The following is a 16640-nucleotide window of genomic DNA, read 5'->3' as shown; positions in this document are numbered from 1 at the left end:
TTTGCCGTTAAGAGTAAACGTTTACGTTTGGCATGAATTAACCGAAGTAATGAACAACAACCCGTGAGGACGATATGAAAATAACAACAACATTAATCACCGCTCTTTCTCTTGCCACAACGCCGGTATTGGCCAGCGATGTTGTGCGAATCAGTGGCTGGGGCGGGAATGACCTTGTCGTGGTCAACTCGTTGCTCAATGAAGTACTGGCCGATGACATTCGCGCTGCCGGTATTACCGTGCGCTATGAACCCGTTGAAGGTGATTTTGCTCAGTATTTGACCAATGCTTTGTCGGCAGGCACGGCGGCTGATGTGTTCTATGTGGACTCTTTCTGGGGGGCACCATTATTCCGTTCTGGTGCCATTGCGCCGGTATCGAACGCGAATCAGGCCGTGGCCGATGCGTTAATTCCGGCCCTGAATGAAGCCTTTATGTACAACGGCCAGTTGATGGGCTTGGCGAAAGACTTCAACACCTTGGCGCTGCAGTTTAACAAAGACATCTTTGATGATGCCGGTGTGGCCTACCCTACGATGGATGATACCTGGCATGACTTCCGCAGCAAGTTACAGGCCGTCAGCACCAATTTAGGCGATGTTCACGGTATCTGCGTGGTACCTGACTATGCCCGTTTCGCGGCCTTTGCTTTGGGTACCGGATGGTCGCCATTCAATGAGCAAGGGCATACCGTGCTGGACGACCGCTTCCGTGACGCATTTGAGTTCTATACCACGCTGCCAGATCAGGGAGCAGGCGTCATGGCAGCCGATGTTGGACAAGGCTGGATGGGCGGTTGTTTTGGCGATGAAACCACCGCAGTGGCTATTGAAGGCTCGTGGATCTCAGGCTTTTTGCGCGACCAAGCACCGTCGATGCAATACGGTACTGTGGGTATTCCTGTGCACCCCGGCACGGGCGAACGCGGCAATCTCATATTCACTGTGTCTTGGTCGGTGGCCAATGACAGCCAGGTAAAAGATTCGGCGCATAAGTTGATCGAACTGCTGATGTCTCCGAAAGCGCAGCAGTGGGTATTGGAAAGTGGCTTGGCGTTGCCCAGTCGCGAAAGCCTCGGCAACAACCCATACTTTAACGGCACTGGCCAAGAAGCCGAGATCAGCCGCGTAGTCTTCAACGGGGCCAGCGATGGCTATGTTGAGCCCTTTGCTTTTGCTCAGTACGGTGGCGACTGGAAGTCGATCATGGACGAAGCGCTCGGCGCAGCACTGCTGAAGGAGCGTACCATTGATGATGCGATTCGCCATGCGCAGCAGCAGTTTGACCGTTTAACCGGTCGCTAAGCAACTGGCGACTGTGCAGGCGCAGCCTCAGCAGTCGCCCTTTTTCAATTGGTTGAAGAAGGGGTCAAGGTTATGAACCAATCGATGTTGCGTCAGGAACGCACGGCGGGCTTGATGTTTGCCTTGCCCTTTTGCGTTTCGCTCTTTGTTTTCTTTGTCTATGCCTTAGTACGTACCGTGCTATTCAGCTTTCAGACCTATGATTTATTTTCGACCCCCGAGTGGGTTGGCGTCGCGAACTACATTGCCTTGCTAACCGACCCCTTGTTTGCCTTGGCGTTGAAGCACTCTCTGGCTTTTGCCGTGGTCGTTACCACCTTACAAACCGGTTTGGCGCTTCTGTTGGCCTTGGCGGCGAATCAAAAAATCAAAGGTCGTGGTGCGTTTCGTACTATTTTTTACTTCCCGTCGATTTTGTCCAGCGCCGCGATGACATTGATTTTTTTGTGGCTGTTCCAACGCCAAGGGTTGATCAATCAAGGGTTGGGTTGGTTAAGCGCGCATGGGGGGCTGATAGTAACCGGCGGGCTGCTTTTCTTTGCTCTGCAGACGCTGCAGTTTTTGTGGAAGCGGCGCAAATACACGTGGATGCGTTGGGGTGACCCGTTCAATGGCTTGGTGTCCTTCGCGGTGACCGTAGTCGTTATGGTGATCATGGCGGGTTATGGCATCGGTGTGCGCGCTTTAGAGCAGCCGGTAGCCATCACCTGGTTGAATACGCGCGAAGTCTGGGGACCGTTACCGCGCACCATTTGGGCCATCGTTGCGATGAACATTTTCACCACCGTGCCCACCTTAATGCTGCTGTATCTGGCCGGGCTGCAGTCCATTCCCGAGTCGCTGTACGAAGCCGCCCGTATAGAGGGCGCGTCGCGCTGGCAGCAGCTGCGCCATGTGACCTGGCCGCGTCTAATGCCGGTCAGTTTTACGGTCGTGACCCTGGGCATCATAGGGACATTGCAGATGTTTGATCAGGTGGCGCTGTTGGGCGATGCCGCACCGTTAGAGTCTAAGGTCACGTTGGCGTACTTCACCTACCACAATGCCTTCCCGCCCGGTGGGTCGCCGCGCATTGGCATGGCCAGCGCCGCCGCCTTAGTGTTGGCAACCTTAACGTTGATCTTGGTATTGATCCAACGTGCCGTCGGCGTATCGGAGACCACTAATGACTGAATCCGCTCTTGAATCCAGAGTTGAACAAGCCGCAGTGCGCCGCCGTCAGGCAGCCAGTCTGATCATTCTTTATGGAATACTGCTGGCCGTGGCCACGGTATTGATGGGCACCTTTATGTTTGCCTTGCTGGCGAGCCTAAAGCGTGATCCGCTGGAGCAGCCCTTTCGGCTGGCCTTTGAGCAGATACATCCGGCCAATTGGGTAGTTGCGTGGCGGTTGGGTCGTCAAGGTTCCGGTGATGCCTTTTGGGGTGGTTTTGGCCCATCCGGTGACGTGACCTTTGAGTTGACCTACGCTGCACCGGCGGATGTTGAATTGGTTGAGCCTGCGATTGAAGTGCCACGGCGGCGACCGGGGACCGGAATGGCCGCTGCGGTGTACCGCGATTTCGCGGCTGATCACATCGTAGACTGGACCATTGAACACGCTGCTTTGGAACCCTTCGAGGTGGAAGTGGACGGCGTCGTGACACCATGGCAGCGCGCTACCTGGACCATTCGCTTTCGTCACGATAACGAGGGGCCGCGCATTGAGCGTGTACCTTTGACCGCCGAAGCGCCCCTTAGCCAAACCTTGGTGGATGCCACCTTACCGCCAACACGCATCGAGCGGCGTGGGCGGGTCGCGAGCTGGGAGAACATCACTCCCGGTTCGCTCGGCTACGTGTTCAATAACTATCGGCGTGTGATCAAGGAATCGGTTGACCTCAATACCGGCAATAGCCTTTTTGTCAGTTGGTTTAAGAACAGCTTTTTCATTGCTGCCGGGCGCGTCATCTTAACGCTGGTGTTCGCCACCATGGCGGGTTATGCCTTAGCGCGATTGCGTTTTCCGGGCAATCGAGCGCTCTTTATGTTGCTGCTGGTGAGCATGATGATTCCGGTTCAGGTCACCTTCATTTCCAACTATTTGGTGATTCGCGACATCAACCTGCTGAACACCCCTTGGGCGGTCATTATGGTGACCATAGTGTCAGCGCAGGTGCTCATTATGAAGCAGTTCTTCCAGAGTATTCCAAAGGAGATAGAAGAGGCCGCCTTAATGGACGGCGCAGGGTACTGGACCACCTTCTATCGCATTGTGCTACCGATGAGCCGGCCGGCACTGGTCACCGTTACCATCATGGCATTTCAAGGCGCGTGGAACGATTTCTTCTGGCCTCTGGTATTGATCAACAGCCCAGCCAGCGCCTTCACCCTGCCGGTGGGTCTATTGTCCCTGCGGAACGCTTATGGCGGTGCGGGTGATTGGTCGTTGATCTTGGCGGGGGCATTTATGTCGACGGTCCCGGTACTGATCATGTTCATGCTCTTTCAACGCTACATTGTCGATAACCCCATAGCCTCCGGCAGTAAGGAGTAAGCAGTACTATGATTCCATTGAAGCACAATTATTCGTATTTGATTCTGGATGACGTTGGGCGGGTCAAACCCGAGTTACGAGAGAGTGGACTGTATTTTCTCGATACGCGTGTGTTGAATCACTATGCGTGGCAGTTTGATGGCTTCGACTGTCTGTTACGGCATGCCGCTGACGGACGCCAGATTACCGAATATTGGTCCTTATCGCGTGATCATCGCCAAGAGCTGGCGGTCGAACGCCGCCTGATAATGCAAGCCGATGGATTGGTGGATGAACTGACTGTCAGCAACACTGATCGCCGCTTTCATCGCTTCACCGTTGCCTTGAGCTTGGACAGTGATTTTGCTGACATGTTTGAGATCAGAGGTCAGTTTGCCGATTTGGATCATCGGACGTTGACCTGCTCGCGCGGTACGCATGAATATGAAGCGCGCTATCAGGCGACCGATGATGTGCGCCACAGCGTATCGGTGGATATCCAAGGCGCGCAGTTTCACGATGAACTGGAAGTGGCGCCGGGTCAGACCATAACGCTACGGGTTAGCATCAAGGTCAAGAGTTCGTTGGCGCAGGGTACGGACATGGTGGATGTCAAGCCGGATTGGCTCGGCCAGCTGCCCAGTAATGAGCGAGCCAGCGCGGTGTTTCAACAAGCCAGTGATGATTTGCGTTGTTTGCTGCTCGGCACGCCACAAGGGTTGAATATTGCCGCTGGTATTCCATGGTTTGTAACACCTTTTGGGCGTGATTCCATCATCACGGCCTGGTTGCTATTGCCACGCTTTCCCGACTTGGCAAAAGGTGTGTTGCGCTTTCTGGGCGCGCATCAAGGCCAGCAGTTGGACGAGTTTCGCGATGAGCAGCCGGGCAAGATACTGCACGAACAGCGCTACGGTGAGCTGAGTCGTACGGGGCGTCTCCCGTTCTTGACTTACTATGGATCGGCCGATGCTACCCCTCTGTACTTGGTTCTATTGGCTGAAACGGTCCGTACTACCGGTGAGACGACGCTGATTGAAGAATTGCAGCCTTATTGGGAGGCGGCGCTGAATTGGATGCTGCAGTACCGTGATGAGCGTGGGCTTATCGTCTTTCGTGGCAACGACAAAGCTCTGGCCGTGCAGAGCTGGAAAGACTCCAGCGATTCGTTGAGTTACGCCGATGGCCGGCTCGGTAAGGGTGCTTTGGCTGTGGCTGAAGTGCAGGGTTACGCCTACGCAGCTTATGAGGCAGTTGCAGAGTTCTATCAACATTTACAGCGCCCGAGTGATGCTGAGCATTATCGTTCGGCCGCTCGAGCTATTCAGGCGCAGCTGCACGACCTGTTCTGGATGCCGCAACAGCGTAATTTTGCGATTGCCGTCGATGAAGCCAGTACCCAGCTCGACATTAACAGCTCAGACTCAGGCCATTTGTTGTGGAGTGGGGTGGTACGGCCTGAGTACGCCGAGCAGCTAGTGCCGAGGATGCTAGAAGACGACATGTGGTCCGGCTGGGGGCTGCGCACACTCAGCACTTTGGAGGTGATGTACAATCCTTTGTCGTATCACAATGGTTCTGTGTGGCCACACGATACGGCGTTATTTGCTGCGGGCTTAAAACGCTACGGATACACGGAGGCCTTTGCTCAGGTCGCCACAGCCCTGACCGACCTGGCGCAGTCGCAAGACGACAAACGATTGCCGGAATTGGTGGGTGGCTACGCGCGGGCAACGCACCCGCCCTTGCCGTATCTGGATGCCTGCCGACCGCAGGCGTGGTCGGCGGCATCGCTGATCTATCTTTTGTCGGAGTAGGATGCGATCCTTAGGCGGGTGAATGGCGCTGACGATTGCTGTGTCTGGAGCATCCAACGTGGCGTCCGTTGCGTAGATGCTCCATCGCTTGAGGAGTTCAGAGATTATGAGTAATTCACCCGTCTTGCAGGTTTTCGGCCTCGGCTTCCCGTGGCAGACCGCTGACCCTTTCTTGTTTTGTGTCCACCATGAAGATTTCTTTCCGGCAGGCAATGGCGAGCTTGGGCCCGAGCGCTCCTTGTTGAAGGGGCGTAATATCGGGCAGGACTTTGAGATTCGTGATGGCTGGCGCATGTATCATGGCGACAAAATCCCTGGCTTTCCGGGTCACCCGCATCGCGGTTTTGAAACCGTAACGGTGGTGACTAAGGGGGTGGTGGATCATGCCGACTCCATGGGGGCCGCCGGGCGTTACATGGGCGGTGATACGCAGTGGATGACCGCCGGGCGTGGCGTGCAGCATTCAGAGATGTTTCCGTTGATGCATGACGACAAAGAAAACACCATGGAGTTGTTCCAGATTTGGCTTAACTTACCGGCCAAGAGCAAGATGACCGACCCGCACTTTACCATGCTGTGGAAAGAGGATGTGCCGGAATACAGTCATCAGGACGAGGCAGGCCGTACCACCCGGGTGGTCATTACCGCTGGCTCGTTGGGCGATAAGCGTGCGCCAGCACCCCCACCGGAGTCTTGGGCGGCGGACGAGGCCAATGAGGTGGCTATTTGGACCATTCACATGGCGCCCGATGCCGAGTGGGAATTGCCGGCGGCCAGTGCGGGCTTGAATCGTGTGCTTTATTACTACCGTGGTGATGATCTTACGGTAGACCAGCAAGCGTTGCGTATTGAGCAAGGCGCTTTGCTGGCCTCTGACCAGCCGGTGCGCCTGCGGGCCGGTAGCCAAGGGTGTGATATGTTGCTGTTACAAGGTAAGCCGATCGGTGAGCCGGTGGCCAAGTATGGCCCCTTTGTAATGAACACCGAAGCAGAGATTCAGCAAGCCTTCGCCGATTATCGTAAAGATCAATTCGGTGGTTGGCCATGGCCGAGCTACGACCATGTGCATGGTCATCAGCGCGGCCGCTTTGCCAAGCACGCGGACGGCACGGAAGAGGTGAAGTAGCCTTACTCTTGGTAGACCCGCTTAACCCGTGGTGTAAGGCAGGTCACCAGCGTGTAAGGAATGGTGTCGCACCAAGGTGCGACCTCGGCGGCGGGCAATGCAGGCCCCCACAGGGTAACGGTGTCACCAACTTTGGCTTCGGGCAGATGGGTGAGGTCAATGGTCAGCATATCCATGGATACCCGTCCGGCTAAGGCAGTGCGTTGCCCGTTCACCAACACGGGCGTACCGTTTTTGGCGTGGCGCGGGTAGCCGTCGCCGTAGCCCATGGCCACGGTACCAATGCGTCGCGGGGTGTCACAAGTAAAGGTCGCACCATAGCCCACCGCTTCGCCCGCCGGAACGTCGCGTACCGCAATGATCTCGGAAGTCAGCGTCATCCCTGCTTGTAGTTGGTCGGCCACTGCGTTGGCGCTCATAAAGGGCGTCGCGCCGTACAGCATCATACCGGGACGCAACCATTGACCATGAGCGGCTGGCCAAGCCATCACACCCGCTGAATTGCTCAGGCTTACTGGTACATCCACACCTTCTAGCGCCGTATTGAAACGCGTGATCTGTTCGACCGTTTGAGCTTCCTCAGGTTCATCCGAGCGCGCAAAGTGTGTCATCAAAACGACCTCGGCAACCTGGGGTAAGGCGCTGACCGTCGCCTGTAGTTCAGCGGCCCGGTCGGGAGCAAAACCCAAGCGGTGCATGCCTGAATCCAGCTTGATCCAGACGTTTAATGGATGGCGCAACTGCGGGGCGTAAGCGCATAGCGCGGTTAACTGTTCATCGGTATGCAAGGCTGTCCATAGCTGATGCTGATCAATCAGTGGCAGCTCGTCGGCATGAAAGAAACCCTCCAGCAGCAAAATAGGCTGGCTGATTCCTGCGGCACGCAGCTCGAGCGCCTCTTCGATACAGGCAACGCCAAAGGCGTCGACGTCAGCTGCCAAGGCCCGTGCCACCGGAATGGCACCATGTCCGTATGCATTCGCTTTGATGATAGCCGCGGCTTTAGCGCCCGGCGCCTGTGCTTTAGCCAGCCGATAATTGTGGCGAATCGCCGACAGATGAACGGTTGCAACCGCGTTACGCGCCATGAATCAGTCTTCCAATACCAGTACGGCTTCTACTTCGATGTCGGCACCCTTAGGCAGGGCTTTTACGGCATAAGCAGCACGGGCTGGGAAGGGCTCTTTGAAGTAGCGCGTCATGATTTCGTTCACTTCAGCAAAGTTGGCCAGATCTGTCAGCAAAATCGTCAACTTAACGATGTTGGACAAATCTCCGCCGGCCGCTTTAGCCACCGCATCCATGTTTTCAAACACACGCACGGCCTGCGCTTCAAAGCTATCCATCACCATTTCCATGGACACTGGGTCCAGTGGGATCTGGCCAGACATGTACACTGTGTTGCCTACTTTAACGGCTTGTGAATACGGGCCGATGGCCGCTGGCGCGTTGGTTGTGGAAATAATGGTCTTTGTGCTCATGGCTTGTTCCTTATTGCTTTAATTCATTGAATGATGGATGTCTGTCGCTGAGAGCAGTTGGCGATTGGTATAAAAGGGGCGTTTGCCGCCAGGGAAGGCGGCAAGGAGCCAGCAGGGATGCTTTCACGGCGTCCCCGATTTATACCAATCGCCAACTGCTTTCAGCCTCTCAAGATGATTCTATTCTACCTCATGCGACCAGCGCAGCGTTTCTTGTTTCTGGCCGCGCTGGTAGCGTGCCACATCCAAGCCTTCAGGGTCGATCTCTGGACGTCGGCCGGTCATCAAATCGGCCACCAGTTTGGCGGAGCCCAACGACATCGTCCAGCCCAGGGTGCCATGGCCGGTGTTTAAAAAGAGGTTGCGCAAACGGGTTGGCCCGATGATGGGCGTGCCATCCGGGGTCATCGGGCGCAAACCAGTCCAATATTCTGCCTGAGTCAGGTCGCCACCACCGGGAAAGAGGTCCTGCACCACATGGTTCAGGTTCTTTTTACGGTTCTCGGGCAGATCGAGATTATAACCGCTGAGCTCAGCGGTACCGCCGACGCGGATGCGGTCTCCTAAACGCGTCAGGGCGATCTTGTAGGTTTCATCCATGACGGTCGATACCGGTGCGTAGGTGCCGTCAGTGACCGGCATGGTCAATGAAGAGCCCTTGACCGGGTAGATGGGTAGGTTGAAGCCCAGTGGCTTTAACAAATGACGACTGAAACTACCCAGTGCGACCAGTACGCGCTCGGCCGGTAAGGTTTCCTCGCCCATACGCACACCAGTGACGGCATCACCGTCCTGCACCAAACCATCGACGGTGGTGTTAAAGCGAAACTGCACGCCCAATGCCTTGCAGGCGTTAGCCAGTGTTTGTGTGAACTTAAAGCAGTCGCCGGTTTCATCCCCTGGCAGACGCAGGCCGCCGACCAGTTTGTCCCGTGCGGCGATCAAGCCCGGCTCGTGGTGCAGAATTTCCGCAACGCTCAGGCGTTCATAACGCACATTACACTCTTCCAATACCTTAGTGTCTTTGGCAGAGGCATCAAGCTGCTTGTGCGTGCGGAATAGTTGGATCAACCCCTTGGCTTCATTGTCGTAGTTCAGACCGGTGTCCTGGCGCAGTTGAATGAAGCAGTCACGGCTGTATTCCGCGACGCGCAACATGCGTGACTTGTTGATGGCGTAGGCTTTACCGGTGCAGTTGCTGAGCATCTTAGTCATCCACTGCCACTGGAAGGGATCTAATTGCGGGGTGACGCGCAGCGGTGCAAGGTCTTGCAATAGCCATTTCACGGCCTTCAACGGTACGCCCGGTGCTGCCCAAGGGGCCGAGTAGCCGGGTGATATTTGCCCGGCATTGGCGAAGCTGGTTTCTAGAGCGGGGGCGTCTTGGCGATCAATCACCGTGACTTCGTGTCCTGCCTTGGCGAGATACCACGCACTGGTAACACCAATAATACCGCTGCCCAGAATAACAATCCGCATGATGACCAACCTCTGTAATTAGATGCCATGGGGGCGTAGTGGTTTTTGGATGCCCCCATCGATTGGTCTATTCTATGCGCACATGAGCAGTGAATTATTTTGTGTTTTCCTGTTTAGCGTTATTTTTTTCCTATTTTATTGCCTGGAAAATAAAAAATGCTGAAAATATTACGGTGTGCTGTCGGGCACCGGTTTTTCGGCGTCTTCGTCGCTGTCTTCGGTGATCGGCATGTTACCCAACATGATGGCGATCCAGCGTGTGCTGGACGACTGTTCCAGTGCTATCTTCACGATCATGGTCAGCGGGATGGATAAGAACATTCCGACCGGTCCAAACAGCCAGCCCCACAGAATCAACGACAAAAAGACGACCAGCGGTGACAAGCCCAGACCGCTGCCCATCACCCGTGGCTCGATAAGATTACCCATCACCACGTTTACCGCCAAATAGCCCAGCGCAACGATAACGGCATCGCCAACACCCAATTGCACCGTCGCCAGCAACACGGCAGGAATTGCCGCGAGTATTGAACCAACGTTAGGGATAAAGTTCATCAACAGGGCCACCAAGCCCCAAAGCAGAGGGAAATCGACCCCGACGATCCATAGGAACAGGGTGATGATGATGCCGGTCACCAAGCTGATTAGGGATTTAAACGCCAAGTACTTATTTACTTGGCGAATGAAGCTCGTGGCGTGGACAACTGATTGATTGGTCGGTGGCATGGCCCGCTTAAACTTGGCCGAGAACGTTGCTTGTTCCAACAGCAAAAACAGAAGGATAAACACCACTAGGAACACGTTGGTCAATACAGAGCCAACACTGGACATGGCGCGTCCCACCAGATTCATGGCTTGGCTGGGGTTGAACTGGTCCATGGCAGCGGCCACGTCAACCGGGAAACCAAACAGTTCCAGTTGCGTGAATAAGTCACCGGTCATCATCTCCAAGCGCGCCTGGTACTCTGGCAAGCGATTCATAAAGCTATCGATGGAAGCGCTGATGATGATGGCGAGAATGCCACCGAACAGCATGATGGTCGCAAATACCACGGCAATGGCGATGATGGGCGGCACGCCTTTGCGCGTCATCAGGTGCAATGGTGGCAAGCTGATGATGCCGAGAAACAGTGCCAGCATCATAGGAATGACAATGGCTTCGGCGACTTTCAAACCCGCAATGATGATGACGACAGCTGCCAAACCCAGCAACCAGCGTAATCCTTGGCTCTCAGTTTCAGTATGGGTATTCATAGTAGGGCGTCCTTTAGCTTGAAAAATCGGTTGTGCTGCGTAGACTAGCGCGCCCGTCAGTATAAGGACAATGACTTTTTCTTGCATAAACGCGAGGGAAACCTTTGGCTGGAAAGGCCTTTTCGGGGCATAATAGTCGCACAGTGTTAGGTCATGGTATGGCCCGAGCGGGTAGATAGAGACGCCCGAACTTTAGAGGAAGTAGTGATGAACAGAGCACAGCTGGAACAAATGGATCCCCATATGCTGATGAGCGTATTGAATAGTAAGCTTCGTGCTGGTTTCGAGTCCTTAGAGGCCTTGATGCGCGCCAACGATTTAGAGGAGGTTACGCTGGTCTATCGTTTAAAACAGGCCGGGTATCTCTACGACGAAGAACAAAACCAGTTTCGTACTCAAGAAGCGACCTGCTAACACCCCTTGCCTAAAGGGGGCAGCCCTAGCCCCCTTGAGTCTTCATTGCGCCGGCTCTACACTGCTGGCGTAAACAGTGAAGGACAACCTCCATGAACCATGCTTTTCGGCTCGACTTCAAAGTCCGCGATTACGAATGTGACCTACAAGGTATTGTGAACAATGCGGTGTATCAAAATTATTTAGAGCACGCGCGTCATGAGTTCTTGTTGGAAAAAGGTGTTGATTTTGCCGCCTTGTCGCGGGCTGGCACCAACTTGGTGGTGGTGCGAGCGGAGCTGGACTATAAGGCCTCGCTCACCAGCGGCGATCACTTTTGGATTGACTTGCGCTTAGTGCCCAACGGGCGCTTACGTTTTGATTTCATGCAAGATATCGTGCGGGCGCACGATGAAGCACTCTGCGTGCGCGCCAAGATTACGGGTGCCGCGATCAATGCACGCGGACGGCCCTTCCTGCCCGACGAAGTCACCCACCTGTTTTCCAACTAGGTAGCCCTTACGGAGTGGTGAAATCGTCCACCTGGCGATTGAACTCATCCAGTTCGCTGCGTATGCGGCTGATTTGCGCTTGCAGCGCCGCTAGTCGTTGAGTCGTATCGGCCCGAGCGGCGTCAATGGTATCCAGACGCGACAGTATCGAATTTTCATCGCCGGCATCCAGTGCATTGATACGGCTACGCAGTTGGACAACGGAGTCTGCTAGAGCGGAGCGCGTCTGTGCTTCACGGTTTAATTGGCTGGCCAAGGCGTCGGTGTCGGTGCGTAAACGGTTCACCAGTTGATTCAATTCAGTGGCTTGTTCCACAGCACCCTCGGCGCGCAAGCCAATCACATCCACGCGTGCACGTAGCGACGAATCTTCTTCATCGAGGCGAGCCACGGTGCTCGCTAGGTTACGCTGTCGCGTATTGAGTTCCGCTAATAAGTCGGACAGTTCATTACGCAGGGCCAGCTCGTCGTCAAATTGGTCGATGAGACGGCTTACGGAAGTGTTCAGCTCACCAGTCAGCGCTTGGCTACTGCTCATCTGCGAACGCAGTGTGCCAGTGGCGGTTTGCAGCTCAGTAATGGCCGCTTGATTCTCTCTGATCCAATCCCGGTTACGCACGTCAGCAACGTCCCACAGTTTGCGGATTTCAGACAGAATGTTGTTCAGTTTTGACTGGATGGCGCTCTCGTTCAGCGACAGACTTTCGTCTGTGGCGGACAACTGACGCTCCAATTCCACTAGGCGCACGTTGGTGGTAACCAGCTGGCGTTGCGCCTCTTGCAAGCCGTTGCGTGTTTGCCAGCCATCATAGCCTAGGTAGCCGATACCACTGGCTAATACAACAATCAAAACGTAGACCAGCCAAGAGCTGCCGCCACTGCCGTCATCACCACTGTTGTTGCTGTCCTTTTTCGGCGCTATCGGCGGCGGTGGCGGAGCAGTGCGCTTGCGCCGTGCGATATCGTCACGATCTGGAACCATGCGGGGTAGGTCATTAATGTCGTTGGGCGGTGTATTGGCCATTACGCTGCTTTTCATCGAAGTGTGCCAGCATTATAAGGGGCTGTTTGTTGGCGGCAAGGGCTGCGAGCGAAAGTTAGGCTAATCCGTAATGTTATCGAATTAAAGTCTGAGAAAGACCAAGTAATTTTGTAAGTTATTATTCATCGTTCTATAATGCCCCCACCTTAAAGGATGAGCAGACGTCATCGCGCACTGCGCAGCGCACATCCGATGTACATTTTGAATCACGACAGCAATGAGGACATTCGACATGGCTTTTGAATTACCAGCTCTGCCCTACGCTCAGGATGCACTGGAACCCCATATTTCTGCTGAAACTCTGGAATACCACCATGGTAAGCACCACGCTACCTATGTAACCAAACTGAACGGTCTGGTTCCTGGTACTGAGTTTGAAGGCAAGTCCCTAGAAGACATCATCAAAACGTCGACGGGCGGTGTGTTTAATAACGCAGCACAGATCTGGAATCATACGTTTTACTGGAACTGCTTAAGCCCTAACGGCGGCGGCGCTCCAACGGGTGAACTGGCGGATGCGATCAATGCTAAGTGGGGCTCGTTCGAGAAGTTCCAAGCAGCACTGGATGACAAAGCAGTAAACAACTTTGGTTCGTCTTGGACTTGGTTGGTTAAGTTGGCTGACGGCTCACTGGACATCGTGAACACCAGCAACGCAGGTACGCCTATTACCGAAGCCGGTGTGACGCCTTTGTTGACCGTTGACCTCTGGGAACACGCTTATTACATCGATTACCGTAATGCGCGTCCAAAGTACTTGGAAGCATTCTGGAAACTGGTTAACTGGGACTTTGCGGCGAAGAACTTCGCTGGTTAATGTATCCTGAGTGACAAAAAGCGGCCAGTGGCCGCTTTTTTTATGGCTATAAATGCCCCGAGCATTACTTTGATTCTGTCACAGCAGCATCGATTTTCTGAATGATACGTATCAGGTTCGTCGTATCTGCTCGATCCTGAAAGCGTTGTTCGGCATAGGGCGCAATCTCACAGCTGGCAGGCAGGGGCGCTTGAGCGTCCAATATGGCTTGTAATCGAGCAATGAAAAAAAACTGTAGCCATTGCTCCAAATCCATCGTGTCGACCGCAAAGGGCTCTACACTGGCCATCGCTTCCTCAGAGGGATAGTGCTCTGACCAGAGATCAAGCCGCTCCATTTCGACTCGGAGATCGACCAGCAGCATACTGATGTGGTTGCGTCCTGTCGTCATGCGTTAGCGTATTGATAAAAAATGGAACTGCGATTGCCTGTGCGACAAAAAGCGAATACTTTCCGTCCATCCGCCAGTAAGCCTTTCAGTGTTTCGACATCGGCAGGGTCGACATTAGGGCCGTTCATAGGGCAGTGGTAGAATTCCAGGCCAGCGTCTTCACAGGCTGCTTGAACTTCAGCGGCACTGGGCTGGCCAGCTTCTTCACCGTCAGGCCGATTGGATACCACCACCTTAAAGCCATCGGCTTTAATCTCCACGATGTCACGCAGATTAATCTGTGGTGAAACAACATAATTGGGGCTAAGTGCTTGGTAGTTCATGAGTGCCTCACTGATTTGACTAACTGCTTAATAGCTTAGCATTAATGTGCAAAAATTACATTAGTAAATTCTAATTAATTGCTGGTTTTTCATCAGCACAATTTGTGCGCCACGTAATGCTTATTCAAAGACCACCGTCTTATTACCATGAATAAGAACTCTGTCTTCTATATGCCAGCGTAAACCTCGAGCGAGAACCGCCTTTTCAACATCTTTGCCTCGGCGCACCATTTCTTCAATGGTGTCACGATGACTGACGCGCATAACGTCCTGGTCAATGATGGGGCCAGCATCGAGATCCTGCGTAACATAGTGGCAGGTCGCACCGATCAACTTAACGCCGCGCTCAAACGCCTGATGATAGGGTTTGGCACCAATGAAGGACGGCAGGAAGCTGTGGTGGATATTGATGATACGCCCCGACCATTCTGTGCAAAACCATTGCGGTAAAATTTGCATGTAGCGGGCCAGTACAACGGTATCGGCACGAGCTGCACTGATCAGTTCATTCACTTGTTTGAAATGGGCTTCTTTGTCGGTCTTGTCCACGGGTACGTAGTGAAAAGGAATGCCATGCCATTCAACCAGGCTGCGTAAATCTTCGTGGTTAGCAATGACGCAGGGGATGTCACAGTCCAAATCGCCGAAATGCCAGCGGTTAAGCAGGTCAGCAATACAATGGCTGTCGTGGCTGGCCATCAACACAACTCGGCGCTTTTGTGACGATTCGTTCACCCGCCAATCCATGTTCATGTCGGCAGCAATAGGGGCAAACACTTCCCGAAAGGTATCGATACCAAAGGGCAGCGAGTTGGCTCTGATCTCATTGCGCAGAAAAAACCAACCTTCAACCAAATCAGCGTGTTGATTCGCTTCCGTGATGGTGCCATTGTATTGCGCAAGAAAGTTGCTGACACGGGCAACAATACCGACCCGATCAGGGCAGGAGAGTGTCAGTCGGAATACAGGTTCCATGCAGATGATATCCTCCGGGGAAAAGGTCGACAAAAGGCCGACTTCTGCAGCTATGTTAAAACAGCGCGTTATGATATATCATGCTGCCCCGCTTTATAAGGGTCGGTCCGTGTCGGATCGGTCTCATGTTTTGGACGGTTAGGAAGATAGAGATGCTGACACAAGAACAATTGGTTGCGGCACCCGACGAAGACTACATGAATGAAGAGCAGTTGGAATTCTTTCGTGATTTGTTGACGACAATGGGCGTTGAAATTCGTGAGCAGATTGAGTCGTCGAAAAAAGAACTGCAAAACATGCAGTATGAAGCAGACGAGCTCGACAAGGCCGCTCTCGAAGAGGAGCGTCGCTTACAGCTGCGTTTTCTTGATCGCCAGAGCAAGTTGTTGCCCAAAATTGGCGAGGCCATCAAGCGTATTGATAGCGGCGAATTTGGCTATTGCGCGGTGACGGGTGAGCCCATTGGCGTGCGTCGCTTACTGGCGCGGCCGACTGCTACCCTGTGTGCTGAAGAAAAGATGCGTCAAGAGCGTCAGGAACAGAATTTCCGCGACGTTTAATTCAGTGCATCCATAGCGGCAGACGCCGGTCTGCCGCTGCACTGCATCAGCGGCATGACCTTGCCGATTCTGCCTCTAATGGCACTCCGTAAATCCTCACAAGCCCTGTTGATACAAGCCTTTTATGAAGATGGCAAGGTACTTGCTTTAGTCTCGGTGACGGCGGTTTTTCCGCCACGTTTTTACCGAGGTAGAGATCGTGCAAGTAGGGGTCACACACTACGTTCAGAACCAGACGCTGGGGAACAACCTCCAGGCTCTGCAAGGCAGCGACAAGCTGTCGGCCGCCGCCAGTGCGGGTGATGAAAACGCTGATTGGTTAAATGACCAAGTGTTTTGGAGCGATCGGCTGTATGAGCTTCATGCACTGGCAGAGCGAGTACGTTTGCGTGAAATTGGTTTTACGGAGATGGCGGAACTGCGCCAGATCCTGTTCGAGCGAGGCTGGATAACACCAGCACAAGCTAAGGCGATAACCGACATCAGTAAGGGCATGTCTGATCGACTGCGGTATCAGGCGGACGAAGTCATCAGCAACGCCATGTCAGGTGGAGATGGTCAGTTACGGAAAGAGTTGGAGCCGGTATTGACCATGGTACAAAACTTATCTGCGGTGCAGGACAGAGTGGCTCAATAGGCTTGAGCCACGCC

At 53.9% G+C, this 16640-nt stretch carries 18 protein-coding genes; 10 read left to right on the top strand and 8 right to left on the bottom strand.

The window, feature by feature from the left end:
* The first annotated feature begins 74 nt into the window (after window positions 1-74).
* From NFC81_RS12740 to NFC81_RS12720, 5 genes are all read left to right on the top strand, one after another.
* Window positions 75-1304, top strand: a complete 1230-nt coding sequence (locus NFC81_RS12740) for an extracellular solute-binding protein (protein WP_304994857.1) — start codon at window positions 75-77, stop codon at window positions 1302-1304.
* 72 nt (window positions 1305-1376) lie between these two features.
* Window positions 1377-2477: a carbohydrate ABC transporter permease gene (locus NFC81_RS12735; protein ID WP_304994856.1), complete on the top strand. Its 1101-nt coding sequence runs from the start codon at window positions 1377-1379 to the stop codon at window positions 2475-2477.
* Window positions 2470-3840 (top strand): carbohydrate ABC transporter permease, encoded by a 1371-nt coding sequence (locus NFC81_RS12730; protein WP_304994855.1) that lies wholly within the window; start codon window positions 2470-2472, stop codon window positions 3838-3840. Before NFC81_RS12735 ends, NFC81_RS12730 begins: the two co-directional genes overlap by 8 nt.
* 8 nt (window positions 3841-3848) lie before the next feature.
* Complete coding sequence (locus tag NFC81_RS12725; RefSeq protein WP_304994854.1) at window positions 3849-5636, top strand: glycogen debranching N-terminal domain-containing protein; 1788 nt, start codon at window positions 3849-3851, stop codon at window positions 5634-5636.
* Between the two features lie 106 nt (window positions 5637-5742).
* A complete protein-coding gene (locus NFC81_RS12720; RefSeq protein ID WP_304994853.1) occupies window positions 5743-6762 on the top strand; it encodes a pirin family protein in 1020 nt (339 codons plus the stop codon).
* Between the two features lie 2 nt (window positions 6763-6764).
* Here NFC81_RS12720 and alr read toward each other — a convergent pair whose 3' ends face one another.
* The 4 genes from alr to NFC81_RS12700 all read right to left on the bottom strand — a co-directional run bounded on the left by alr (window position 6765) and on the right by NFC81_RS12700 (window position 10976).
* The gene (gene alr / locus NFC81_RS12715) at window positions 6765-7850 is read right to left on the bottom strand and encodes an alanine racemase (RefSeq protein WP_304994852.1); all 1086 of its coding nucleotides are present in this window, start codon (window positions 7848-7850) and stop codon (window positions 6765-6767) included.
* Between the two features lie 3 nt (window positions 7851-7853).
* Window positions 7854-8243: a RidA family protein gene (locus NFC81_RS12710; RefSeq protein WP_304994851.1), complete on the bottom strand. Its 390-nt coding sequence runs from the start codon at window positions 8241-8243 to the stop codon at window positions 7854-7856.
* 180 nt (window positions 8244-8423) lie between these two features.
* Window positions 8424-9722, bottom strand: coding sequence for a D-amino acid dehydrogenase (locus NFC81_RS12705; protein ID WP_304994850.1), 1299 nt, complete (start codon window positions 9720-9722; stop codon window positions 8424-8426).
* 168 nt (window positions 9723-9890) lie between these two features.
* Window positions 9891-10976: an AI-2E family transporter gene (locus NFC81_RS12700; protein ID WP_304994849.1), complete on the bottom strand. Its 1086-nt coding sequence runs from the start codon at window positions 10974-10976 to the stop codon at window positions 9891-9893.
* A gap of 207 nt (window positions 10977-11183) precedes the next feature.
* On the opposite strand from NFC81_RS12700, the gene NFC81_RS12695 reads away from it, so the two are divergent.
* Both NFC81_RS12695 and NFC81_RS12690 read left to right on the top strand, forming a co-directional pair.
* Window positions 11184-11390, top strand: coding sequence for a DUF4250 domain-containing protein (locus NFC81_RS12695; RefSeq protein ID WP_304994848.1), 207 nt, complete (start codon window positions 11184-11186; stop codon window positions 11388-11390).
* A gap of 92 nt (window positions 11391-11482) precedes the next feature.
* The gene (locus tag NFC81_RS12690) at window positions 11483-11881 is read left to right on the top strand and encodes an acyl-CoA thioesterase (protein ID WP_304994847.1); all 399 of its coding nucleotides are present in this window, start codon (window positions 11483-11485) and stop codon (window positions 11879-11881) included.
* A gap of 7 nt (window positions 11882-11888) precedes the next feature.
* On the opposite strand, the gene NFC81_RS12685 is transcribed toward NFC81_RS12690, so the two are convergent.
* Complete coding sequence (locus NFC81_RS12685; protein WP_304994846.1) at window positions 11889-12920, bottom strand: hypothetical protein; 1032 nt, start codon at window positions 12918-12920, stop codon at window positions 11889-11891.
* 235 nt (window positions 12921-13155) lie between these two features.
* Here NFC81_RS12685 and sodB point away from each other — a divergent pair, with 235 nt between their 5' ends.
* Entirely contained in the window at window positions 13156-13740 is a 585-nt protein-coding gene (gene sodB / locus NFC81_RS12680; RefSeq protein ID WP_304994845.1) for a superoxide dismutase [Fe], read from the top strand.
* 64 nt (window positions 13741-13804) lie between these two features.
* Here the strand turns inward: sodB and NFC81_RS12675 are convergent, their stop codons facing one another.
* The 3 genes from NFC81_RS12675 to purU all read right to left on the bottom strand — a co-directional run bounded on the left by NFC81_RS12675 (window position 13805) and on the right by purU (window position 15429).
* Window positions 13805-14131: a YqcC family protein gene (locus NFC81_RS12675; RefSeq protein ID WP_304994844.1), complete on the bottom strand. Its 327-nt coding sequence runs from the start codon at window positions 14129-14131 to the stop codon at window positions 13805-13807.
* Entirely contained in the window at window positions 14128-14454 is a 327-nt protein-coding gene (locus tag NFC81_RS12670; RefSeq protein ID WP_304994843.1) for a TIGR01244 family sulfur transferase, read from the bottom strand. The genes NFC81_RS12675 and NFC81_RS12670 overlap by 4 nt, the downstream gene beginning before the upstream one ends.
* 120 nt (window positions 14455-14574) lie before the next feature.
* On the bottom strand, window positions 14575-15429 hold the full coding sequence (gene purU / locus NFC81_RS12665; RefSeq protein WP_304994842.1) for a formyltetrahydrofolate deformylase: 855 nt from the start codon (window positions 15427-15429) through the stop codon (window positions 14575-14577).
* A gap of 152 nt (window positions 15430-15581) precedes the next feature.
* Here purU and dksA point away from each other — a divergent pair, with 152 nt between their 5' ends.
* Entirely contained in the window at window positions 15582-15989 is a 408-nt protein-coding gene (gene dksA / locus NFC81_RS12660) for an RNA polymerase-binding protein DksA (protein ID WP_304994841.1), read from the top strand.
* A gap of 199 nt (window positions 15990-16188) precedes the next feature.
* The gene (locus NFC81_RS12655) at window positions 16189-16626 is read left to right on the top strand and encodes a hypothetical protein (RefSeq protein ID WP_304994840.1); all 438 of its coding nucleotides are present in this window, start codon (window positions 16189-16191) and stop codon (window positions 16624-16626) included.
* Window positions 16627-16640 lie beyond the last annotated feature (14 nt).

Source organism: Salinispirillum sp. LH 10-3-1, from assembly GCF_030643825.1.
Taxonomy (GTDB): domain Bacteria; phylum Pseudomonadota; class Gammaproteobacteria; order Pseudomonadales; family Natronospirillaceae; genus Salinispirillum.
Note: the sequence above shows the minus strand (reverse complement) of the source record. Positions and strands in the feature narration are given on the sequence as shown.